The sequence below is a fragment of the Jeongeupia sp. HS-3 genome (assembly GCF_015140455.1).
Lineage (GTDB): Bacteria > Pseudomonadota > Gammaproteobacteria > Burkholderiales > Chitinibacteraceae > Jeongeupia.
The window spans coordinates 2247619-2268481 of record NZ_AP024094.1 but is presented as its reverse complement, the minus strand read 5'-3'; the positions used below and the strand labels follow the sequence as shown (position 1 = coordinate 2268481).

Below are 20863 nucleotides of genomic sequence, written 5' to 3'. Positions count from 1 at the left end.
GGGGTTGTTATGAAACTACTTTTGGTCGTGCGCGATCTTGGCCTTGGCGGCGTCGAGCGCTGCGTGGTGCTGGTTGGCAGCTGGCTGGCGGCGCGTGGTGTCGATGTCACCGTGGTGATGATGGGCGGCAACCGCAACCTCTGGGGGGCTCGTACCGCCAGGCTCAAGGTCGTCGATCTTTCGGCCGCGTGGCAGCCGAAGAAGCCGTGGACGTGGCTGTCCGGCTGCTTGTCGCTGCGTGCGCTGGCAAAGCAGCACGATGTGGTGGTCGCGGCAACGTTCCTGATGCCGCTCTATATCACCTGGATGGCGACGCGTGGCCTTGGCAAGCGCGTGCTCGGTTGGGTGCACGGGCCGCTGTTCGAGGTCGACGAGCGCGCGCACATGAACCCGGTGCATCGGCGCGTCTGCCAATTCATTTATCGCCGCTTGCCCGAACTGGTGTTCGTCTCCGCGCACGCGCGTGACTCGATGGCGAGATGGCTTGGATACGGGCCCGACATGGGGCAGGGCATCCCGCAAGGCTGGCAGGTGATTGCCAATTTCGTCGAAGCGCAACCGCCGCGCCCGGCTGGCCCGCCGCATGCGCCGGCAAGACTGCTGTTCATCGGCCGGGTGGCCGAGGAAAAACAACCGGCGCTGTGGCTGGATACGCTGGTGGCGCTCGAGCACGCCGGCCAGCCGGTGACGCTGACCGTGGTTGGCGATGGCCCGCTTCTGCCGTGGCTTGAAGACGAGGCGGCCCGGCGTGGCCTGAGCGATCGGTTGATCATCGCCGGCCGGCAGGACGACGTTGGCCCCTACCTGGCGCACGCCGACTGGCTGCTGCTGACCTCCTTGTTCGAAGGCTGCCCGCTGGTCGTGCTCGAAGCGATGCAGGCCGGCTTGCCGGTGGTGTCGACGCGCGCTGGCGGCGTATACGAACTATTTGCCGAGCGCGAAGCCGAATTCGTCACCAAAGCGGCGAGCGGCGAGGCGATTGCCGCGCTGATCGTCGCGCAAGCGCCGCATCACGCCGAACTGGCCGCATGGCTCGCCGCGCGCGCCGCGGCGTACAGCCCCGATGAACTCGGCGCTCGCTGGCAGAGCTTACTTAACCTTCCGACGACACCATGAACCGCGCCGCGCTGCTGATACCGCATTTCAACAACCCGGGCGGGCTGATCGCCTCGCTGGCGTCGATCGGCGCAAGCGAAACGATCGACGTCGTCGTCGTTGACGATGGCAGCACCCGCGCCCGCATTGACGAGGCCGCTTGCCGTGCCGCACTCCGGGCCCAAGGTGAACTGCGCTTTTTATATTTGCCGCAAAACGTCGGCATCGAGCACGCACTCAACACCGGTTTGCAGCATATCGTCGACGCCGGCTACGAATTCGCCGCCCGGCTCGATTGCGACGATCTGGCAATGCCCGAGCGCTTCGCCAAACAGATCGCCTATCTCGATGACCATCCAGATGTGATGTTGCTCGGCAGCGCGGTGACGTTTTTCGATGCCAGTGGTGATCGCTTCACCATCCGGCAGCCGCAAGGTCACGACGAGATCGTCCGGCAGATGCACGACGACAATGCTTTCACCCATCCGGCGGTGATGTTCCGCATCAGTGCAGTGCGCGAAATCGGCCTCTATCCGACCGATTGCCACGCGGCCGAGGATTTCGCCTATTTCTGGCGCTTCGTCGCCCGTTATCGCACCGCCAATCTGGCCGAAGTGCTGACCCGCAGCGAGTACAACGACGCCGGCATCTCGATGAGCAAGCGCCGGGTGCAGCAGGCGGCAAGGCTCAGGCTGCTGTGGCGCCATTTCGACTGGACGCCGCGATCTGCGCTGAAAATGGCCAAGGCCATGACTTCGCTCATTCTGCCTTTAGCCGCAGCCCGTACAATCAAACGCATTATTGGGCGCAAGAACTGGTCATGAATCCGCGCTACTGCGAAGCCCGATCACTGCGTCGTGTCCTCGCTCGTTCCTCGCTGTACTTTATGTACTATCTCGTCACTCACTCCGGCGCGCCTTGTGCCCGGACTTCTCGCTACACGCGGAAGTGCTATGAACGATAACCGGCTGATCTGCCTGATCCCGCACTACAACAACCCCGACGCGCTGGTGAAGTCGCTGGCGTCGATCGGCACTGCCGAAGCATGCGACGTGCTCGTCGTCGACGACGGCAGCACGCGTGCGCGCATTGACGAATCCGCGTGCCGTGCCGCGTTTGCCGCGCAGGGCACTTTGCGTTTCCTGAACCTGCCGCAAAACCGCGGCATCGAGCACGCGCTGAACGCCGGGCTCGAATGGATACGCGCTCGCGGCTACGAACTCGTTGCGCGGCTCGATTGCGGCGATGAAAACGTCGCCGACCGGTTTGCCCGGCAGGTGGCATTTCTGGATGCGCATCCCGATGTCGCGCTCGTCGGTGGCGCAGCCGAGTTCGTCAATACCGGGGGCGTGATGCAGTACGTGCTGCGCCATCCGGCGTCGCACCGTGAGATCGTCCGCACCATGCGCCGCAATTCGGCCTTCATCCATCCGGCGGTGATGTACCGCGTTAGCGCGCTGGCGAAAACCGGGCTGTATCCGCTCGATGCGCCGGCGGCCGAGGATTACGCGCTGTTCTGGCAATTCGTGACCCATTTCCAGACCGCCAATCTGCCCGAGGTGCTGATCCGCTACGAGCTCGATCCGGGCAGCATTTCGCACGCCAAACGCGACAAGCAGCTGAAAAGCCGGCTGAAACTGCAACGCGCCCATTCGGACGGCAGCGCGGCCGCACTGGCCGGCATTGCCCGTACCATCGCCTTGCTGGCGATGCCGGCCGGGCTGATCGCCAGGGTCAAAACCCGCTTGCGCAAGGGGCGGGCATGAGCGCGATCGTGCATGTGGTCGAGTCGTTCGGCGGCGGCACGCTGGCTATGGTGTGCGCCTTCGCCAACCGTCAGGCGCAGGATGGTCATGCGGTCACGGTGATCCACAGCGTGCGCGAGGAAACGCCGGAGAACTGGCCGTCGTTGTTCGATGCGCGCATCCGTTTCATCCAGTTGCCGATGCAACGATCGATTCATCCGCTTAACGACTGGCGCGCCGGCGTGGCGCTGACGCGCTGGCTGCGCGAGATCGCACCCGATGTCGTGCACCTGCATTCGAGCAAGGCCGGCGCGCTCGGCCGCATTGCCAGCCTGTTCGTGCGCGGGCCGCGCTACTTCTTTTCGCCGCATGGTTTGTCGTTTTTGCAGCGCGCCGAAGGACAGCTGAAGAACACCGTGTTCCTGACGCTGGAAAAGCTGCTCGCGCATACCTCGGTGACGGCGATTGCCTGTTCGCATTCGGAAGCCGGTGAAATCCGTCAGCACCTGACACCGCGCGTTGCTGTGGTCGAAAACGCCGTCGATGTTGCCGCGATCCCGAAAGCGCCGGGCAATACCGGCGTGGTGCGTATCGGTACCGTTGGCCGCGTTGCGCTGGCGCGCAATCCGGAGCTGTTCGCCGAAATCGCCGCCAGACTGACGCGCCCCGGCGTCGAATTCGTCTGGATCGGCGGCGGCGACGAGTCCGGCGAGGCTGCGCTCAAGGCCGCCGGGGTCACGGTGCTTGGCTGGCTGCCACGCGCCGAGGCGCTCAAGGCGCTGGCGACGCTGGACATCTATATCCAGACCAGCCGCTGGGAAGGCTTGCCGGTCGCGGTGATCGAGGCGATGGCCGCCGGCCTGCCGGTGGTGGCGACCGATGTCGTCGGCAACCGCGATCTGGTGCGCAACGGCGACAATGGCTATCTGGTGCGCGATGCTGCCGGCTTTGTCGCCGCGCTTGAACCGCTGCTTGCCGATGCCGCTGCGCGCCGCGCCATCGGTGCGCGTGCGCACGGCTTTGTCGCGGCCAATTATTCGCTCGATACCATGATGAGCACGCTTTACAACGTTTACGGAATCCCCTCGCATGGATAAGCATCGCCAGGCCGAACGCGCCAAACCTTGGCTCGCCCTTGCCGATTTTGCCGCGCTCGCGGCCGGCTTCGCCGTCGCGATCGGCTTGCTCTACGTGTTCCGCTATCACCGGATCGGCAGCGGTCTGGCGCTGTGGTGGACATGGGAAGGCAAGCAGCAAGGTCAGGCCTTCCTGTTGCTCGCCTGCCTGTCGGTCGCCAACTTCTGGTGGCGCGGCCATTACAGCGTGCGCTTGCCGTTCTGGGACGAACTGCTGGAAACCAGCCGCTGGTTGCTGCTGGCGGCGCTGCTGAACGGCATGGTCGTGCTGCTGGGCAAGTTCACCGTGTCGCGTTTCCTGTGGCCGGTGTCGTGGAGTCTGGCGCTGGTGCTGCTGCCGTGGTTCCGCGCGCTGATGCGCGGCTGGCTGCTCAAGCGCGGGCTGTGGCAGTTGCCGACGGTGATCATCGGCGCCGGCAGCAACGCCATCGAGGCGTTCCGGGCGATGATGAGCGAGAAGCAGCTCGGTTTCCGCGTCAAGGCACTGGTGTCGGTGAATCAGGATGCGCCCGACGAAATCGCCATCGACGACAAGCACGTGCTGCGGGTGGTCAAGCTGTCGGCCGATGAACTGATCCCCTGGCTGGAGGCCGAGGGCCGGCCGCATGTGGCGATCGCCGTCGATACCGACGAGCTGCGCGCGCTCGAAGCGCCGATCGAGCAACTGAGCCTGCGTTACAAACATCTGCACATCATTCCGTCGGTCGCCGGCTTGCCGCTGTACGGCGTGGTGCCACATCACTTTTTCAGTCACGAAGTGTTGCTGCTGCGGGTCAACAACAACCTGATGGTGTGGCAGCTGACCTTGATCAAGCGCGTGTTCGACCTCGTCGGCGCATCGCTCGGGCTCTTGCTGTTGTCGCCGTTGTTCCTGATCGCAGCGATCCAGATCAAGCGTCAGGGCGGGCCGGGGGCGACCTTCTTCGGCCACGTGCGCGTCGGCATGAACGGCAAGCCGTTCAAGTGCTGGAAATTCCGCACCATGGTGCACAACAGCCAGGAAGTGCTGGATCACCTGCTGGCGACCAGTGCCGAGGCCCGTGCCGAATGGGATCTGGATTTCAAGCTCAAGAACGATCCGCGCATCACGCCGATCGGCGAGTTCCTGCGCAAGACCAGCCTCGACGAGATTCCGCAGCTGTGGAACGTGCTCAAGGGCGAGATGAGCCTGGTCGGCCCGCGCCCGGTGATCGAAGCCGAGCTCGAACGCTATGGCGACAAGGTCGATTTCTACCTCGAGGCACGCCCCGGCCTCACCGGCCTGTGGCAGGTGTCCGGGCGCAACGATACGACCTATGCCGAGCGCGTTTCACTCGACGCCTGGTATGTGAAAAACTGGAACCTGTGGTATGACATTGCAATTGTCTGCAAGACGATCAAAACCGTCGCAACCGGTCGCGGTGCCTACTGACGGTTGCCGCGTTGGCGGTGCAAAAAATGGCTGAACCCTTAGTCAAGGAGACTTTCGAGCGCATGGATACTCCCGCCTTTGTGCAATGGTGCCGTCAGGCGGCGCCGTATATCCACGCTTTCCGCGGCCGGACCTTCGTGATCGCCCTGGGCGGCGAGGTGGTCCGCGATGGCCGGTTTTCAACGCTGACCTACGATATCAACCTGCTCGCCAGTCTGGGTGTGCGGCTGGTCGTGGTGCACGGCGCCCGACCGCAGATCGATGCGCGGGTGCAGGAAAAAGGCTTGCCGCTCGATTACCACAAGGGCGTGCGCGTCACCGACAGCGTCACGCTGGAGTGCGCGATGCAGGCGATCGGCCAGGTGCGGGTCGAGATCGAATCGATGCTGTCGATGGCGATGGCCAACTCGCCGATGGCCAATGCCGATATCCGCGTCTCGGCCGGCAATTTCATCACCGCGCAGCCGATGGGTGTGCGCGACGGCATTGATCTGCAATACACCGGCGAGGTGCGCAAGGTCGATACCACGGCGCTGAACTACCGCCTCGACGACGGCGAGCTGGTGCTGTTGTCGACGCTCGGTTATTCGCCGACCGGCGAGATCTTCAACCTGACGCTTGAAGACGTCGCCACCAGCGCCGCGGTGGCGCTGAAGGCCGACAAGCTCTTGTTCATGTTCGGCCACGACGGCGTGGTTGATCTGACCGGCGAACTGCTGCACGAGCTGACGGCGGTCGAGGCCGAGCAGTTCCTCGCCACCCACCCGGAAGCCAACGAGGACATCCGCCTCTACCTGCCTTGCGCGGTGCGCGCGGTGCGGCGCGGGGTGAAACGGGCACATCTGATCAATCACTACCTCGACGGCGCGCTGCTGATGGAGCTGTTCACCCACGACGGCGTCGGCACCATGGTGTCGCGCGAATCGCTGGAAACCTTGCGCGAGGCCACCATCGATGACGTCGGCGGCATGCTGCAACTGATCGAACCGCTTGAGGACGCCGGCGTGCTGGTATTCCGTGGCCGCGAGCTGATCGAACGCGAGATCCACCGTTACTCGGTGCTGGAGCACGACGGCAAGATCGTCGGCTGTGTGGCGATCCATCCGTTTGCCGACAGCCGCATGGCCGAGATGGCCTGTCTGGTGATTCATCCGGAATACCGTGACGAAGACCGGGGCGAGCAGCTCTTGCACCACGTCGAACAGCGTGCGCGCTCGCTCGGCATGCAGCAGCTGTTTGCGCTGACCACGCGTACCAGCCACTGGTTTGTCGAGCGCGGATTTGCACAGGCATCGATCGACGATTTACCGATCGAGAAGATGCGCCTTTACAATTACCAACGGCGTTCCAAGGTTTTCATCAAGTCGCTGAAAGGTTAGCGCCGGCGCGCATCATCCGGCCCAGCCTGTAAGCGTCATCCATTTCACGGGTATCGAATGCGGCTGTCCGTCCTGCCTTTTCTGCGAACCTTGCGCGGCCGCCTGCTGACCGCGTGCGTGCTCGTACAACTGCTGGTGCTGGCGCTGGTGCTGGTCAACACCTCGCGGGTCTGGCACGACGCGGCAAGGCAGGCGCTCGGCACGCGGGTGGCCGCCTTGTCGCAATTGTTCGCCGCGACGCTGGCCGTACCGCTGCAAACCAATCCGGCCGGCACCGGCCTCTTGCTCGATACCTTGCTGTCGGTCGAGAGCATCGACTATCTGGTGCTCACGAACGCACGGGGCGAGGTCGTGGCGACCAAGGGATGGCCGCTTGGCCAAGCCTTGCCGCCGCCCGACCGCTTCGATGGCAGCCAGAACATCGGCGCAAACGTACACGCCGTTGCCCCGATCAGCGCCGCAGGCGTGCATCTGGGCGAGCTGCATTTCGGCGTGTCGGCGCAGTCCTGGCATGCCGCGATCGATAGACTTAGCGCGCAGAACGCCGCCATCCTCATTAGCGGCCTGATCGCGACGCTGTTGCTGATGGCGCTATTCGGCATGTGGCTGACGCGAACGCTGAACCGGCTGATCGACGCCGGTGGCTCCGGTGGGCTGCGCTATTTTTCACCCTTGCCCACGCCGACGGGCAATGACGAAATCGCCCAGCTGACACGCCGTTTCAATGACATGGGCGTGGCCGTTCGCGAACGGATCAAGGAGCTTGGCGAGGCGCGCCAACGTGGCGAGATTCACCTTGCCCGGGCCGAAACCGAACGCGCCCGCCTGACCGCCTTGTTGTCGGCCATGCGTTTTGGCGTACTTTTCGTCGATAACGATAACCGCATCGTGTTCCACAACCCGGCATTTTGCGCGCTATGGGGGATTGCCGATGGCGGTCTGGCCGGACGTGCGGTGGCCGAGGTGCTGCAACAGAGCTTCAACAGACCGTTGCAGATCGATCTGCCCGGCCATTACAGTGACGCCGCCACCGCGGACCAGAAGCGGATCGACTTCGGCGAACTGGCCATGAGCGATGGCCGTGTCATCACCCAGCAGTGCTATCGCGTCGCCGAGCGCGACGGTTCCGCCAGCGGCCGCATGTGGTTGTATGAGGATGTCACCCAGGCGCGGCAACTGGCCGAACGCATGGTGAATCTGGCCGAGCGTGATTCGTTGACCGGGCTGTACAACCGCCACCGTTTCCAGGAAGAACTCGCGCGCATGGTGCTCGATGCCGAGCGCCGCCAGGGCACCACGGCGCTGCTGTTCTTTGATCTGGACGAGTTCAAGTACGTCAACGATACCTTGGGTCATGCCGCAGGCGACGAGTTGCTGAAGGCCATCGCTCGTGAGGTGGCCACCCAGGTGCGCCGGCACGAGGTACTGGCGCGTCTGGGCGGCGACGAATTTGCCGTGCTGCTGCCCGACTGTACCGTGTTCGAAGTCGGCAAGCTGGCCGACCGGCTGGTGAGCCGGATTGCCCGCATGCAGTTCTCCACCGATGGCCAGGTGCTGCGGCCATCGACGTCGATCGGCGTGGCACTGTATCCGCAGCATGCCTGCAACGCCGCCGAACTGGTCGCCCACGCCGATGCGGCCATGTATCAGGCCAAGGCCGCCGGAAAATCGACCTGGCGCATGTACCGGGCCGAATCCGACCCGGCGCGCATCGCATCCAGCCGGCTGTCGTGGAAGGAGCGGATTGTCGATGCGCTGGAAACCGACGGCTTCGAGCTGCATTTTCAGGGTATCTACCGTACTCATAGTCGCGAATTGATGCATCTCGAAGCGCTGCTGCGAATGAAGGACGCTGGCGGCACGCTGATCATGCCGGGCTATTTCATCGGCCATGCCGAAAAAACCGGCAAGATCGTCGACATCGATCGCTGGGTCATCAAGCGCACGATCGAATTGCTCGCGGCCCGGCCGCACATGCCGTCGATCGCGATCAATATCTCGGGCCGCTCGTTTGACGAGCCCGAGCTGCCTGAATTCATCGGCCGCCTGCTGCGCTTGCATTGTGTCGACCCGACCCGCTTGCTGGTCGAGCTGACCGAAACCGCCGCGGTCTCCGATATCGGCGAGGCTCAGCGCTTTATCGATGCACTGCGCGTGACCGGTTGCACCGTCTGCCTTGATGATTTTGGCAACGGCTTCGCCTCATTTGCATACCTGAAGCAGCTCAAGGCCGATATCCTGAAGATCGACGGACTCTTCATCCGCGACCTGCCCAACGATGCGGATAGCCAGATTTTCGTCCGCGGCATGGTGGCGATGGCGCACGATATGGGCAAGACGACGATCGCCGAATTCGTCGAAAACGAAACGATTTACCGGATGCTGCTGGAAATGGGCGTCGATCTGGTCCAGGGCTATTATCTGGACCGGCCTTGCCACGACCATCCGGGGCTGCTGCGCGGATTGACGCGCGACGTCGAGCCCGAGAAGGAGAATGATCATGTTCCGCAATCCGAGTGATACCGAGGTCCGCGCCTTTCTGGCTGGTGTGAAGCGCATCGCCGTGCTTGGGCTGTCGCCGAAGCCGGACCGCCCCAGCTACCGCGTATCGCGCTATATGCAGGCCGCCGGTTTCACCATCGTGCCGGTGCGTCCCGGCATCAGCGAGGTGCTCGGCGAAACCGCGTATCCGGCGCTGGCCGACGTCCCCGGTGACATCGACCTGGTCGACGTGTTCCGCCGCGCCGAAGAAGTAGGTGCCGTGGTCGATGCGGCGATCGCCACCGGTGCGCGCGGTGTGTGGATCCAGTCGGGTATCATCAATGATGACGCCGCGACCAAGGCGCGTGACGCCGGCCTTTTCGTGGTGATGGATCGCTGCCTGATGGTCGAACACGCCCGGCTGCTCGGCTGAACCCCAACTGCAGACATCCCGATGACACAACTCCGTTTTACCAAAATGCAAGGTCTCGGCAACGATTTCGTCGTCGTCGACGGCGTGCGCCAGCCCGTGCTGCTCGATACCGCGACGATCAAGCGTCTTGGCGATCGCCATTTCGGCATCGGCTTCGACCAGTTGTTGCTGGTTGAGGCACCGACGCAGCCCGGTATCGATTTCCGCTACCGGATTTTCAATGCCGATGGCAGCGAAGTGGAGCAGTGCGGCAATGGCGCCCGCTGCTTTGCCCGTTTCGTCGTCGACCAGCGGCTGACCGACAAGATCGAGATTGCCGTCGAAACCGCCCGTGGCGTGATCTACCCGCGTCTTGAAGCCGACGGCGAGGTCACCGTCAATATGGGCGCGCCGCGTCTTTCGCCGGCCGAAGTCCCGTTCATCGCCGATACCGATGCGGTGATTCAGGCGCTCGACGTCGCCGGTGAAACCGTCGATATCAGCGTGGTGTCGATGGGCAATCCGCATGCGGTGCAGGTGGTGGCCGATGTGGACAACGGCATGGTCGAACGCTTGGGCGCCGCGATTGAAAACCATCCGCGCTTCCCGGCGCGGGTCAACGCCGGCTTCATGCAGATCGTCGCGCGCGACGAAATCCTGCTGCGCGTACACGAACGCGGTGCCGGCGAAACGCTGGCTTGCGGCACTGGCGCCTGTGCGGCGGTCGTCGCCGGCATTCGTCGCGGCCTGCTGGACGAGCGCGTGCGCGTGCATACGCGCGGCGGTGAGCTGAGCATCAGCTGGGCGGGCATGGGCCAGCCGGTGCTGATGACCGGCCCCGCCGTGTCGGTATTCGAAGGCGTGATCACGCTCTAAACCGTTTCAGCCATTTCATTCAAGGAACCGCGATGCAACCGCACGAGATCGTAGCCTGGCTGCAGGATAATCCGGCGTTTTTCGACGAATTTGCCGACGAGATCGCACAGATCTACGTGCCACACCATCATCACGGCCAGGCTGTGTCTTTGGCCGAACGCCAGCTGGTGACGCTGCGTGATCGCACCCGCGTGCTGGAATCGCGCATGGGGGCGCTCTTGCAGTTTGGTGAAGAGAACGACATCACCAGCGAGCGCCTGCATCGGCTGACGCTGTCGCTGCTGCGCGCCAACCGGCTGGATGAGGCAATTACGGCGGCGAATGCATCGCTGATCGATGATTTCGGCCTGTCCGGCGTGGTGTTGCGGCTGTGGGATCTTGATGCCGATGTGGATCTGCCCGAGCTGGCGCCGGCGGGTGAAACGGTGACGCGGCTGGCCGAACAGCTGGTCTCACCGTATTGCGGCCCTTATCTGGCCGACGATGTTCGTGCCTGGTTCGGCGACAATGCCGGCTCGCTGACCTCGTTCGGCTTGTTTGCGCTGCGCGCCCATGGTCGCCCCATCGGGGTGATGGCGCTGGCGAGTACCGATGCCGATCGTTTCTACCCCGAGATGGGCACGCTTTATCTGAGCCGTCTGGCCGAACTGGTCGCCGCCGCGATCACGCGTCTGGCGCCGGTGCTTGAATATGCGCGCGACGAAACCCCGGAAAGCGTCTGAGCCCTTGCGCCACCTCGGCGATTTCGATCATTTCGATACCGTCCTCACCGCCGAGGCCACCAGCGCATTGACGCGTTCGGCCTACCGGCGCGATCTGCTGGTGTTGGCCGATCTGGCTGGCGATGCCGATCTGGCCACGCTGGAAACCAAAACCGCGCGCGGTTTCGTGCGCATGCTTGTCAGCCGGCAGCTATCTGCGCGCAGCATCGCGCGGATGTTGTCGGCATGGCGCACCTTCTATCGGGTGATGATGCGCGACCGCGCCTGGCCGGCCAATCCGGTCGCGACGGTACGCGCTCCGAAACTGGCCAAGCCTTTGCCGGCGGCGTTCGACGTTGAGACGGTGAACCAGCTGATCGATGATGTCGAAGACGATGCGGTGATCGATTGCCGCGACCGGGCAATTCTGGAATTGTTGTATTCGTCGGGCTTGCGCGTGGCCGAGCTGGCGTCATTGCCGCTGGCGGCGATCGATTTTTCCACCGGTTTCGTTCGCGTGCTCGGCAAGGGTGACAAGATCCGCGAGGTGCCGGTGGGCGCCAGTGCGATCGAGGCGATCCGGCGCTGGCTGCTGCTGCGGCCGCAATGGGCGGCCACTGGTGCGTCGACGCTGTTCGTCAGCGCGCGTGGCGCGCCGATGACGACCCGGGCAGTCGAGTACCGGCTACGGCACTGGCAGCAAAAACTTGCTCTGACCGAGCGCTTGTACCCGCACAAGTTGCGCCACAGTGTCGCCAGTCACCTTTTGCAGCGCAGCCACGATCTGCGCGCGGTGCAGGAGTTTCTCGGCCATGCCAATCTGACGACGACGCAGGTCTATACCCACCTCGATTTCGTTCATCTGCAGGAAAGCTACAAGCTGGCACACCCGCGCGCGCATCGCGCTGAGGTGGCGCCCGACGTCGAAACCGCACCGCCGGCCAACGATGAGCACGATATCGAGGCCGATGACAAAGAGCGCTGAGTGCCGCGCCTAGCCCGGCTGGTATTCGAACAGATCGTAGCCCATTTGCTGCTCGACCAGCTTGGTCGCCCGTAGCCGCAGGGTCCCCGCGGCAGTATCGACGGCCAGCTCGCGCAGCGGTGCATAGGTGCCCTTGGATGCGGCCAGCTGCGCGGCCTGCTTGAGCACCGCGATTTCCGGGATCAGCAGCGCCGGTTGCGACGGCGCGGTTTCGTACGGGCCGGCGGTGCGAACCATTGCCGCTGTCGGCTGGGCGCTCATGACCTGCAAACCCATATCGATGCTGCTGTCGTCGCGTTGTTGCAGCCAGCGCACCGAGGCGACCATCCACGGCTCGTCCGGATTGGCCCGCAGCGCGACAATTTCACCGGCACGGGCCAGTTCGGGCTGCATCGCTTCGCCGTGCACGGCATAGCCGCCGGGGCTTTCATTGATGATTTGCCAGTGGCTGATGTGTGGTGTTACCGCGCAGGCGCCGACCTTGCCGGCACTGGTGGTATGTACGCTGGCGGCCAGGCCGAGGCAAAGTTCGATGCGCGTATCGGCCTGAATGCGCTGGAACAGCCGCTTGGGCGCGATGCTCCACTGCCGGTTGACCCGACGCAGGATTTCCATCCACATCAGCACCTTGCCGCGATCGTGCGCCAGCGGGGCCTTGGTTTCGAGTGCGTGCAGCGCCCGGTGCAGCTTTTTGCCCAGCTCGATGGTGTCGACCAGCAGCGCGGCACCGTCGACGCCATCGGTATTGCGGGCGCCAACGTAGCGCGGCGGTGCATCCTGATCGAGCCGAACCAGAAAGAACCCCGCGGAGGCCGCCAGCTTGGTCAAGGATTGAAAGTGGATCAGCGGCGCATAGTTTTCGACCAGCTCGATCACCTTGTCGAGCTCGTCCTGGGCGTAGCGCAACGGGTCGGCCAGCGCCAGCAGCAGCATCCGTTTATAAAGCAGGCCGCTGCCCGGCGTGAGTTTGTCGAGTGTGTCGTCGAGCAGTTTGTGTTCGGCGGCGTGGCGGAACAGTTGATGCGTTTCGCGCCAGAAGCCGGCAGGCACGCTCATGTATACGCGGCAGGACAGCAGCAGCAGCCGGTAGTGCGCGTACATCGCCTGCTGGATCGCTTGCGCGGCAATGCGGTTGTTGTTGCCGAACAGGCTGCGTTTTTCCAGCCGGTCGACCAGCGTGCGCTTGTAGCCGATCACCAGCTCCTGCCACAGCGCGCGCATCAGCTGCGATGCCTGACGGGCGCGCTCGCCCATAGGCAGGCCGGGCAGCCGGTACAGGCTCTCGAGGCCGCCGGCGAGCAGGTCGAGTGCGGTGCGGTATTGCTCCAGCAGCGCGTAACGTTCATCCGGGGCGATGCGTACGCGGTTGCAGCTGGAGAGGGCGTCGAGCACCTGGCGACCGGCGTCGAGCACTTGCGACATCGGTAGCTGGATCAGCCAGTCGCGCAGTGCGGCCGGGCGTCGCTCGACGATATCGTCAAGGCGCGGATCGAAGTCGGGGAGGAAAAGCGTCAGCATATTCAGGCCAGTGACAGATCGTGATCGGTGTCGCCGGTGGCGAGCGCGGCATCCAGCGCCTGCAACGCGCCATCTGCGAGCAAGGCCGCTTCATCGTCGTTCAGCACATAGGGCGGCATGAAGTAAACGGTATTGCCGATGGGCCGAACCAGCAGGTCTTGCGCCAGCGCGGCGGCAAAGTAGCGCTGCGCGAAACCCGCGCCGGCATCGATCACGTCGAAGGCCCAGACCATGCCGGTGCGGCGGAAGTGGACGACATTCGGGTGTGCCTGCAGCGGCGCGAACAGCGCGTCCCAGCGCTCGGCCTTGGCGCGGTTGCTGGCGATGACGTCGTCGGCCTCGAAAATATCCAGCACCGCGTTGGCGGCGGCGCAGGCGAGCGGGTTGCCGGTGTACGAGTGCGAGTGCAGAAAGCCGCGCGCGACATCATCGTGATAGAAGGCCGTGTAGACGGTATCGCTGCACAGCACGCAGGCGAGCGGCAGGAAGCCGCCGGTAATGCCCTTGGACAGGCAGATCAGGTCGGGCTGAACGCCGGCGCCCTGACAGGCGAACATCTCGCCGCTGCGGCCAAAACCGACGGCGATTTCGTCGGCGATCATCAGTACCTGATGGCGATCGCAGGCGGCGCGCGCCAGTTGCAGGTAGCGCGGCGAATACATCGCCATGCCGGCGGCGCCCTGAATCAGCGGTTCGATAATCAGCGCGGCGATTTCGCCGTGATGCCGCGCCAGCAGGTGTTCCAGCCGCGCTGCCGCACGTTCGGCGACCTCGTCGGCGCTTTCGCCGGGCTGGGCATGACGCGCATCGGGGCTCGGGGTGACGAAGTGCTGGCCGATCAGCGGCGCATAGGCTTCGCGAAACACCGCGACATCGGTCACCGCCAGTGCACCGGCGGTTTCGCCGTGATAACTGCCCTCGAGATAAACGAATCGATGCTTGGCCGGGTGGCCGAGGTTACGCCAATAATGCGCGGCCATTTTCAGCGCGATCTCGACCGCCGAGGCGCCGTCGGAACCATAGAAGGCATGGCCAAGCCCGGAGAGCTGGCCGAGCCGTTCGGACAGGCGCACGACCGGTTCGTGGGTGAAACCGGCCAGCATCACATGTTCAAGCGTATCGAGCTGGGCCTTGATCGCCGCCTTGATGCGTGGCTCGCCGTGGCCGAACAGATTGACCCACCAGCTCGATACCGCATCGAGATAGCGCCTGCCGTCGGCATCGATCAGCCAGACGCCATCGCCGCGTGCGATCGGGATCAGCGGCAGTGCTTCGTGGCGTTTCATCTGGGTGCACGGATGCCAAACGGCGGCAAGGCTGCGGGCGAGCAGGTCGGAGTTTGGCATGGGAAAAAGCGCAAGTTTGGTTTGCCATTGTAGCCGTATCCAGACGCGTAACGGCGGGCTGTGACGGCCCTTGTGGTCTTCTTGCTTTAAGGCGATAAACGACGTTTGTTTGCATGTTTCTTACATGTCAGGGCTGTTTATACCGTTCAGGCAGGAGATGTGACGTTTTTTCCGTCATTGACTGTCATATGCGCTGTCAGTGTCCGACTCTGGTGGGAAGGGGCGCTCGCGCCTTCCCGTCATTGACACTCTGGAGATACCGATCATGGAAAGGAAACAACTGCTGGCCGCTTCGGCACTTGCCGCGGTGCTGGGGGCGACGATGTCGGCACCGGCCACCGCCGCGGAGAAGGAAAAGTGTTATGGCGTCGCCAAGGCTGGCCAGAACGACTGCAAGGGCAATGATCATTCCTGCGCCGGGCAGGCCAGCAAGGACATGGATAAAGGCGAGTGGAAGTTCGTCCCCGCTGGCACCTGCGCCAAGATGGGCGGTGCGATGAAGCCCATGTGACGACAGCATCGGCGCGGGCCGGTTCAAGCGGATCGGCCCTCCAGGATAAACATGAGCACTTCACTCCTTCCGCCCGCTGCCGGGCTCGGCCTGCGTTCGCCGCATCTGGCCGAGGTGCTGGCCACGCGCCCCGATGTCGCCTGGTGGGAGGTGCACAGCGAAAACTACTTCGGCGGCGGCCAGCCGATTGCGATGCTCGAGGCGGTACGTGCCGATTACCCGCTCAGCCTGCACGGCGTCGGGCTGGGTCTTGGCAGTGCCGCAGCGCTGGATATCGGCCATCTGGCGCGACTCAAGGCGCTGATCGAACGTGTCGAGCCCGCGCTGGTGTCCGAACACCTGTGCTGGAACCGGGTGCCGGGTCGCTTTTTCAACGATTTGCTACCGGTACCGCGTATCGCCGGGGCACTTGGGCTGCTGACCGAGCGCATCGACCAGATCCAGACCACGCTGGGGCGGCGCATCCTGATCGAAAACGTATCGAGTTACATCGCTTTCGATAACGAGGCGTTCAGCGAGGCCGAACTGCTTGCGGCGCTGGTGGCCCGCAGTGGATGCGGCGTGCTGCTCGACGTCAATAATCTCCACGTCAACGCCCTGAACCTTGGCGTCGATCCGCTGGCGGAAATCGCCCGGATTCCGCTGGGCTGCGTTGGCGAAATCCACGTCGCCGGTTTTGAAGTCTGCGACGGCATCGCGATCGATACCCACGGCGCGGCAGTGGCCGAGCCCGTGTGGCGCTTGCTCGACGCCGCGCTGACGCGCTTCGGGCCGCTGCCGGTGCTGCTGGAGCGCGATACGAACCTGCCGCCGCTGGCCGAGCTGCTCGCCGAATACCGCCGGCTTGTCGACCGGGTCGCGCATTGCGAGCCGCAGCCATGCTGAGCTATGCCGACATACTCGCTGATTTTGCCGCCGCACTCGTCGACGATGATCATGAGCCGGCCTGCCTCAGCGTAGCGACGCGCGCCCATATCGGCGTGTACCGCAGCAACACCCGGCTGAACCGCATCAATGCGCTGGAAAACGCCTTTCCAACCGTTGCCGCGCTGGTCGGCAGCGTTTGGTTCCGCGCAATGGCGCATGCCTATGTACTGGCCGTGCCGGCGCCATCGGCCAATTTGCACGACGATGGCGAAACGCTGGGCGATTTTCTTGCCGGCTTCGTCCCGGCGGCCGGATTGCCTTACCTTGCCGATGTCGCCCGGCTTGACTGGACACGCCATTGCGGCTGGCACGCCATCGATGCCGAGTCGGTCGCGCCTGACAGGCTGGCGCAGCTTGACCCCGGTGCATTTGCCGCCGCGCGGCTGCGGTTTCATCCGGCCGTCTCGCTGTGCATCTCCCGTGACTGGCCGATTGCCGATATCGCCGCGATGCATGAAGGGGGGGCGGTGGCTGATCTGGCCACGGGAGGGCAGGCGGTGCTGGTGTGGCGGGATGGCTGGCATGCGCTCAGTCCCGATGAAGCCGGCTGGCTGGCGGCGCTGATGGCCGGCGAAACGCTCGGCACTGCGCTGGGTTTGGCCGCAACCGACCCTGAGCCACTGCTGGCGCTCCTGTTTGCTCGGGCCCTGGTGTGTACGCTTGAGGAGGTTCCGGTATGACGTTGCTCTCCAGTCTGTGCCGCTGCTACTGCCGCGGTGAAGCGCTGATCGCGAAACTGGCGCCGCTGTTTGCGCTCGCTGCCAGGTTGTATGTCGCCAAGGCATTTTTCCTGTCGGGACTAACCAAGATCCGCGATTGGGATACCACCTTGCTGCTGTTTACCGAGGAATACCAGGTGCCGTTTCTCACGCCGCCCATCGCCGCTGTCTTGGCCACCGGCGGCGAGCTGGCCTTGCCGGTGCTGCTGGTACTGGGCCTGTTTGGCCGCTTTGCCGCCGCCGGTCTGTTCATCCTTAACGCCGTCGCGGTGATCTCCTATCCGGGGCTGGCACCGATCCAGCTCAAGGATCATCTGTTGTGGGGTGTGTTGCTGGCTTATCTGCTGATTCACGGCTGCGGTGCATGGTCGTTTGACCGGCTCTGGCAAGGCCACTGCGGGCGCAAACCGTTTGGATAGAAGCTAGAGTTTGAATCCGTCTGCGAACCGGCGTGGTCACACGTCGATCGCGCCGGCTATAGGTCTAAGCGCGGTGACGGTCGCGCACCTTTTGCCCTTCTCGAGCTTGCCGGCGCAGTCTATGCAGACTAGAACCCCAACACGCGTGCCGCATTGCGGCCGGTTAAACACGGAGTGATCAACCATGCAGGTTCAACCGTATTTGTTCTTCAACGGTCGTTGCGGTGAAGCGCTGGCCTTTTATCAGAGCGCGCTTGGTGCGAATGTTTCCATGCTCATGCACTTCAAGGATGCCCCTCCGGATGCGCATATGGATTGCGATACCGCCGGTTGGGGAGACAAGGTCATGCACGCCAATTTCAGCATCGGCGAAACGCAATTGATGGCGTCCGATGGCATGGGGCAGAATGCGCCGACGACGATGAGTGGTTGTGCCATGTCGATTGGCACCAAGGATATGGCCGAAGGCCAACGGCTCTTTGATGCGCTGGCCGCTGGCGGCCAAGTGCAGATGCCGTATCAGCCGACGTTCTGGGCTAAAGGTTTTGGCATGCTCACCGATCGTTTCGGGATTAACTGGATGATCAACTGCGAAGTCTGAAACAGACGTAACCCATCAAGGTTGGCCGGTTTGGTTCAGGTAGATCTCTGACAATTCGGCCAGCAAGTCTTCGGGCTTGTAACCGAGCTCGCGTGCCTTGGCGAGGATGCGCAGCTTGACCGCACTTTTGAGTTGAACCAGCGCCAGCCGGCGGGCTTGGGCGAGTTGTTCTGCACGATCTTCCGGGCTGATCGTCGTGCGTGTTGTGGCAAACAGCAAGGAAGGATGATCACCATCCTTGATGCCATCGGGCATTTTGAAATTCATAGGCTCCTATCTTATTCGGCCTGAGCGATTTGTGCGTTACATTTCTTACAAGCTAGCCTAAATATATGCCAGGCGGTAGGAAAATGTAAGAAATCTGGCGTGGAACGTCAACGTGCATAGGCACACACCGGGTTTGCCGGCTTTTTCGCCGCCGCACCCTTGAAAACCCCTAGTCCCGTCCCTATTATTGGCAGTCGTTAGCGATGAGTGCTAACAACGAACTTTTTGCGAACGCAAACCGAATCGTTCTGCACGTTTCGCGTCATTCATCTTCAGGAGAAGTTAACGATGAAAATCCGTCCTTTGCATGACCGTGTAGTCATCAAGCGCGTTGAGGCCGAAGAAAAAACTGCTTCCGGCATCGTTCTGCCGGGCAATGCCGCCGAAAAGCCGGACATGGGCGAAGTGGTCGCCGTCGGTAACGGCAAGATTCTGGAGAACGGCTCCGTTCGTCCGCTCGACCTCGCCGTCGGCAACAAGGTGATCTTCGGCAAATACAGCGGCCAAACCGTCAAGGTAGACGGTGAAGAGCTACTGGTGATGCGCGAAGAAGACGTCATGGGCGTTGTCGAGCACTAAGCTCCGACCCCATACGGTTTCAATCCTTTACAGAATTCAGGAGTATCTGAGAAATGGCTGCAAAAGAAGTCAAGTTTGGTGATTCCGCCCGTGCCAAGATGGTCAATGGCGTCAATATCCTGGCCGATGCGGTCAAGGTGACCTTGGGCCCTAAGGGTCGTAACGTGGTGCTGGAGCGCTCGTTCGGCGCGCCGACCATCACCAAGGACGGCGTGTCGGTCGCCAAGGAAATCGAACTGAAGGACAAGTTCGAAAACATGGGCGCTCAGTTGGTTAAGGAAGTGGCTTCCAAGACCAGCGATGTCGCCGGTGACGGCACCACCACGGCGACCGTGCTGGCGCAGGGCATCGTCAACGAAGGCCTGAAGTACGTGGCTGCCGGTTTCAACCCGACCGATCTGAAGCGCGGCATCGACAAGGCGGTGATCGCCCTCGTCGCCGAACTGAAGAAAATCGCCAAGCCGACGACGACCAGCAAGGAAATCGCTCAAGTCGGGTCGATCTCGGCCAACAGCGACGAAGTCATTGGCCAGAAGATCGCCGAAGCGATGGACAAGGTTGGCAAGGAAGGCGTGATCACCATCGAGGACGGCACCGGCCTCGAAGATGAACTCGACGTTGTTGAAGGCATGCAGTTCGACCGCGGTTATCTGTCGCCGTACTTCATCAACAATCCGGAAAAGCAAATCGCGCTGCTGGAAAATCCGTACGTGCTGCTGTTCGACAAGAAGATCAGCAACATCCGTGATCTGCTGCCGGTGCTGGAGCAAGTGGCCAAGTCGGGCCGTCCGCTCTTGATCATCGCCGAAGATGTCGATGGCGAAGCGCTGGCTACCCTGGTGGTCAACAACATCCGTGGCATCCTCAAGACCGTGGCCGTCAAGGCACCGGGCTTTGGCGACCGTCGCAAGGCCATGCTCGAAGACATCGCCATCCTCACCGGCGCGACCGTGATCGCCGAAGAAGTGGGCCTGTCGCTGGAAAAGGCAACGCTCGAGCAACTCGGCCAGGCCAAGCGCATCGAAGTGGCCAAAGAAAACACCACCATCATCGATGGCGCCGGTTCGGAAGAAGCGATCAAGGCACGCGTGGCCACCGTTCGTGCCCAGATCGAAGAATCGAGCAGCGATTACGACCGTGAAAAACTGCAAGAACGCGTGGCCAAGCTGGCCGGCGGCGTTGCGGTGATCAAGGTTGGCGCAGCCACCGAAGTCGAAATGAAGGAAAAGAAGGCGCGCGTTGAAGATGCTCTGCACGCAACCCGCGCTGCCGTGGAAGAAGGCATCGTGGCCGGCGGCGGTGTGGCGCTGCTGCGTGCCCGTTCCAACCTCGGCGAACTGAAGGGCCTCAACGCCGATCAGGACGCTGGTATCAAGATCGTGCTGAAGGCGATCGAAGCGCCGCTGCGCCAGATCGTTGCCAACGCAGGCGATGAGCCGTCGGTCGTGGTGAACCGCGTCGTTGAAGGTACGGGTAACTTTGGTTACAACGCCGCTACCGGCGAGTACGGCGATCTGGTCGAACTGGGCGTGCTCGATCCGGCCAAGGTCACCCGCTCGGCACTGCAACACGCCGCATCGATTGCCGGCCTGCTGCTGACCACCGATGCGATGGTTGCCGAACTGCCGAAGGATGATGCACCGGCAATGCCGGGCGGCGGCATGGGCGGCATGGGTGGCATGGACTTCTAAGTCCCGCTTCTCCTGCGCTATGAAAAACGCCACCTTCGGGTGGCGTTTTTTTTATCTGGCCGGG

Annotated in this window: 21 protein-coding genes; 18 read left to right on the top strand and 3 right to left on the bottom strand. The window is 63.0% G+C overall.

What is annotated here, in order from left to right; all coding sequences use genetic code 11:
* The first annotated feature begins 9 nt into the window (after positions 1-9).
* From JLC71_RS10875 to JLC71_RS10825, 11 genes are all read left to right on the top strand, one after another.
* Positions 10-1116 carry a glycosyltransferase gene (locus tag JLC71_RS10875; RefSeq protein WP_200915436.1) on the top strand — a complete coding sequence of 369 codons (1107 nt, stop codon included), beginning with the start codon at positions 10-12 and terminating at the stop codon, positions 1114-1116.
* Entirely contained in the window at positions 1113-1919 is an 807-nt protein-coding gene (locus tag JLC71_RS10870) for a glycosyltransferase (protein WP_200915435.1), read from the top strand. The genes JLC71_RS10875 and JLC71_RS10870 overlap by 4 nt, the downstream gene beginning before the upstream one ends.
* A 129-nt stretch (positions 1920-2048) precedes the next feature.
* Positions 2049-2861, top strand: a complete 813-nt coding sequence (locus JLC71_RS10865) for a glycosyltransferase (RefSeq protein ID WP_200915434.1) — start codon at positions 2049-2051, stop codon at positions 2859-2861.
* On the top strand, positions 2858-3937 hold the full coding sequence (locus JLC71_RS10860) for a glycosyltransferase (RefSeq protein WP_200915433.1): 1080 nt from the start codon (positions 2858-2860) through the stop codon (positions 3935-3937). Before JLC71_RS10865 ends, JLC71_RS10860 begins: the two co-directional genes overlap by 4 nt.
* Positions 3930-5387, top strand: a complete 1458-nt coding sequence (gene wbaP, locus JLC71_RS10855) for an undecaprenyl-phosphate galactose phosphotransferase WbaP (RefSeq protein WP_200915432.1) — start codon at positions 3930-3932, stop codon at positions 5385-5387. The genes JLC71_RS10860 and wbaP overlap by 8 nt, the downstream gene beginning before the upstream one ends.
* 26 nt (positions 5388-5413) lie before the next feature.
* Positions 5414-6766 carry an amino-acid N-acetyltransferase gene (gene argA / locus JLC71_RS10850; protein ID WP_236250869.1) on the top strand — a complete coding sequence of 451 codons (1353 nt, stop codon included), beginning with the start codon at positions 5414-5416 and terminating at the stop codon, positions 6764-6766.
* Positions 6767-6823: 57 nt separating this feature from the next.
* The gene (locus tag JLC71_RS10845; protein ID WP_200915431.1) at positions 6824-9286 is read left to right on the top strand and encodes a putative bifunctional diguanylate cyclase/phosphodiesterase; all 2463 of its coding nucleotides are present in this window, start codon (positions 6824-6826) and stop codon (positions 9284-9286) included.
* Positions 9267-9680 carry a CoA-binding protein gene (locus JLC71_RS10840; RefSeq protein ID WP_200915430.1) on the top strand — a complete coding sequence of 138 codons (414 nt, stop codon included), beginning with the start codon at positions 9267-9269 and terminating at the stop codon, positions 9678-9680. Before JLC71_RS10845 ends, JLC71_RS10840 begins: the two co-directional genes overlap by 20 nt.
* Before the next feature lie 21 nt (positions 9681-9701).
* Complete coding sequence (gene dapF, locus JLC71_RS10835; protein ID WP_200915429.1) at positions 9702-10535, top strand: diaminopimelate epimerase; 834 nt, start codon at positions 9702-9704, stop codon at positions 10533-10535.
* A gap of 32 nt (positions 10536-10567) precedes the next feature.
* A complete protein-coding gene (locus tag JLC71_RS10830; protein ID WP_200915428.1) occupies positions 10568-11257 on the top strand; it encodes a DUF484 family protein in 690 nt (229 codons plus the stop codon).
* Positions 11258-11261: 4 nt separating this feature from the next.
* Entirely contained in the window at positions 11262-12221 is a 960-nt protein-coding gene (locus JLC71_RS10825; protein ID WP_200915427.1) for a tyrosine recombinase XerC, read from the top strand.
* Positions 12222-12230: 9 nt separating this feature from the next.
* Here JLC71_RS10825 and JLC71_RS10820 read toward each other — a convergent pair whose 3' ends face one another.
* Complete coding sequence (locus JLC71_RS10820) at positions 12231-13739, bottom strand: cyclic-di-GMP receptor FimW-related protein (protein WP_200915426.1); 1509 nt, start codon at positions 13737-13739, stop codon at positions 12231-12233.
* A 2-nt stretch (positions 13740-13741) separates the two neighbouring features.
* Entirely contained in the window at positions 13742-15085 is a 1344-nt protein-coding gene (locus JLC71_RS10815) for an adenosylmethionine--8-amino-7-oxononanoate transaminase (RefSeq protein ID WP_200915425.1), read from the bottom strand.
* Between the two features lie 265 nt (positions 15086-15350).
* Here JLC71_RS10815 and JLC71_RS10810 point away from each other — a divergent pair, with 265 nt between their 5' ends.
* From JLC71_RS10810 to JLC71_RS10790, 5 genes are all read left to right on the top strand, one after another.
* Entirely contained in the window at positions 15351-15596 is a 246-nt protein-coding gene (locus JLC71_RS10810; RefSeq protein WP_200915424.1) for a BufA1 family periplasmic bufferin-type metallophore, read from the top strand.
* Between the two features lie 51 nt (positions 15597-15647).
* Positions 15648-16481 carry an MNIO family bufferin maturase gene (gene bufB / locus JLC71_RS10805; RefSeq protein ID WP_200915423.1) on the top strand — a complete coding sequence of 278 codons (834 nt, stop codon included), beginning with the start codon at positions 15648-15650 and terminating at the stop codon, positions 16479-16481.
* Positions 16475-17203, top strand: coding sequence for an HvfC/BufC N-terminal domain-containing protein (locus JLC71_RS10800; protein ID WP_200915422.1), 729 nt, complete (start codon positions 16475-16477; stop codon positions 17201-17203). Before bufB ends, JLC71_RS10800 begins: the two co-directional genes overlap by 7 nt.
* Positions 17200-17661: a DoxX family protein gene (locus JLC71_RS10795; RefSeq protein ID WP_200915421.1), complete on the top strand. Its 462-nt coding sequence runs from the start codon at positions 17200-17202 to the stop codon at positions 17659-17661. Before JLC71_RS10800 ends, JLC71_RS10795 begins: the two co-directional genes overlap by 4 nt.
* 184 nt (positions 17662-17845) lie before the next feature.
* Positions 17846-18262 carry a VOC family protein gene (locus tag JLC71_RS10790; protein ID WP_200915420.1) on the top strand — a complete coding sequence of 139 codons (417 nt, stop codon included), beginning with the start codon at positions 17846-17848 and terminating at the stop codon, positions 18260-18262.
* A 15-nt stretch (positions 18263-18277) separates the two neighbouring features.
* Here JLC71_RS10790 and JLC71_RS10785 read toward each other — a convergent pair whose 3' ends face one another.
* The gene (locus tag JLC71_RS10785) at positions 18278-18529 is read right to left on the bottom strand and encodes a hypothetical protein (RefSeq protein WP_200915419.1); all 252 of its coding nucleotides are present in this window, start codon (positions 18527-18529) and stop codon (positions 18278-18280) included.
* A 288-nt stretch (positions 18530-18817) separates the two neighbouring features.
* Here JLC71_RS10785 and groES point away from each other — a divergent pair, with 288 nt between their 5' ends.
* Positions 18818-19108, top strand: coding sequence for a co-chaperone GroES (groES, locus tag JLC71_RS10780; protein ID WP_200915418.1), 291 nt, complete (start codon positions 18818-18820; stop codon positions 19106-19108).
* Between the two features lie 53 nt (positions 19109-19161).
* Positions 19162-20799: a chaperonin GroEL gene (groL, locus tag JLC71_RS10775; protein ID WP_200915417.1), complete on the top strand. Its 1638-nt coding sequence runs from the start codon at positions 19162-19164 to the stop codon at positions 20797-20799.
* Positions 20800-20863: the final 64 nt, after the last annotated feature.

Coding starts and splice junctions, on each gene's coding strand:
- JLC71_RS10870 (WP_200915435.1), top strand. CDS start 1,113: ATGAACCGCGCCGCGCTGCTGATACCGCATTTCAACAACCCGGGCGGG.
- groES (WP_200915418.1), top strand. CDS start 18,818: ATGAAAATCCGTCCTTTGCATGACCGTGTAGTCATCAAGCGCGTTGAG.
- JLC71_RS10865 (WP_200915434.1), top strand. CDS start 2,049: ATGAACGATAACCGGCTGATCTGCCTGATCCCGCACTACAACAACCCC.
- wbaP (WP_200915432.1), top strand. CDS start 3,930: ATGGATAAGCATCGCCAGGCCGAACGCGCCAAACCTTGGCTCGCCCTT.
- argA (WP_236250869.1), top strand. CDS start 5,414: ATGGCTGAACCCTTAGTCAAGGAGACTTTCGAGCGCATGGATACTCCC.
- JLC71_RS10810 (WP_200915424.1), top strand. CDS start 15,351: ATGGAAAGGAAACAACTGCTGGCCGCTTCGGCACTTGCCGCGGTGCTG.
- JLC71_RS10800 (WP_200915422.1), top strand. CDS start 16,475: ATGCTGAGCTATGCCGACATACTCGCTGATTTTGCCGCCGCACTCGTC.
- dapF (WP_200915429.1), top strand. CDS start 9,702: ATGACACAACTCCGTTTTACCAAAATGCAAGGTCTCGGCAACGATTTC.
- JLC71_RS10830 (WP_200915428.1), top strand. CDS start 10,568: ATGCAACCGCACGAGATCGTAGCCTGGCTGCAGGATAATCCGGCGTTT.
- bufB (WP_200915423.1), top strand. CDS start 15,648: ATGAGCACTTCACTCCTTCCGCCCGCTGCCGGGCTCGGCCTGCGTTCG.
- JLC71_RS10840 (WP_200915430.1), top strand. CDS start 9,267: ATGTTCCGCAATCCGAGTGATACCGAGGTCCGCGCCTTTCTGGCTGGT.
- JLC71_RS10815 (WP_200915425.1), bottom strand. CDS start 15,085: ATGCCAAACTCCGACCTGCTCGCCCGCAGCCTTGCCGCCGTTTGGCAT.
- JLC71_RS10785 (WP_200915419.1), bottom strand. CDS start 18,529: ATGAATTTCAAAATGCCCGATGGCATCAAGGATGGTGATCATCCTTCC.
- JLC71_RS10860 (WP_200915433.1), top strand. CDS start 2,858: ATGAGCGCGATCGTGCATGTGGTCGAGTCGTTCGGCGGCGGCACGCTG.
- groL (WP_200915417.1), top strand. CDS start 19,162: ATGGCTGCAAAAGAAGTCAAGTTTGGTGATTCCGCCCGTGCCAAGATG.
- JLC71_RS10790 (WP_200915420.1), top strand. CDS start 17,846: ATGCAGGTTCAACCGTATTTGTTCTTCAACGGTCGTTGCGGTGAAGCG.
- JLC71_RS10845 (WP_200915431.1), top strand. CDS start 6,824: ATGCGGCTGTCCGTCCTGCCTTTTCTGCGAACCTTGCGCGGCCGCCTG.
- JLC71_RS10795 (WP_200915421.1), top strand. CDS start 17,200: ATGACGTTGCTCTCCAGTCTGTGCCGCTGCTACTGCCGCGGTGAAGCG.
- JLC71_RS10875 (WP_200915436.1), top strand. CDS start 10: ATGAAACTACTTTTGGTCGTGCGCGATCTTGGCCTTGGCGGCGTCGAG.
- JLC71_RS10820 (WP_200915426.1), bottom strand. CDS start 13,739: ATGCTGACGCTTTTCCTCCCCGACTTCGATCCGCGCCTTGACGATATC.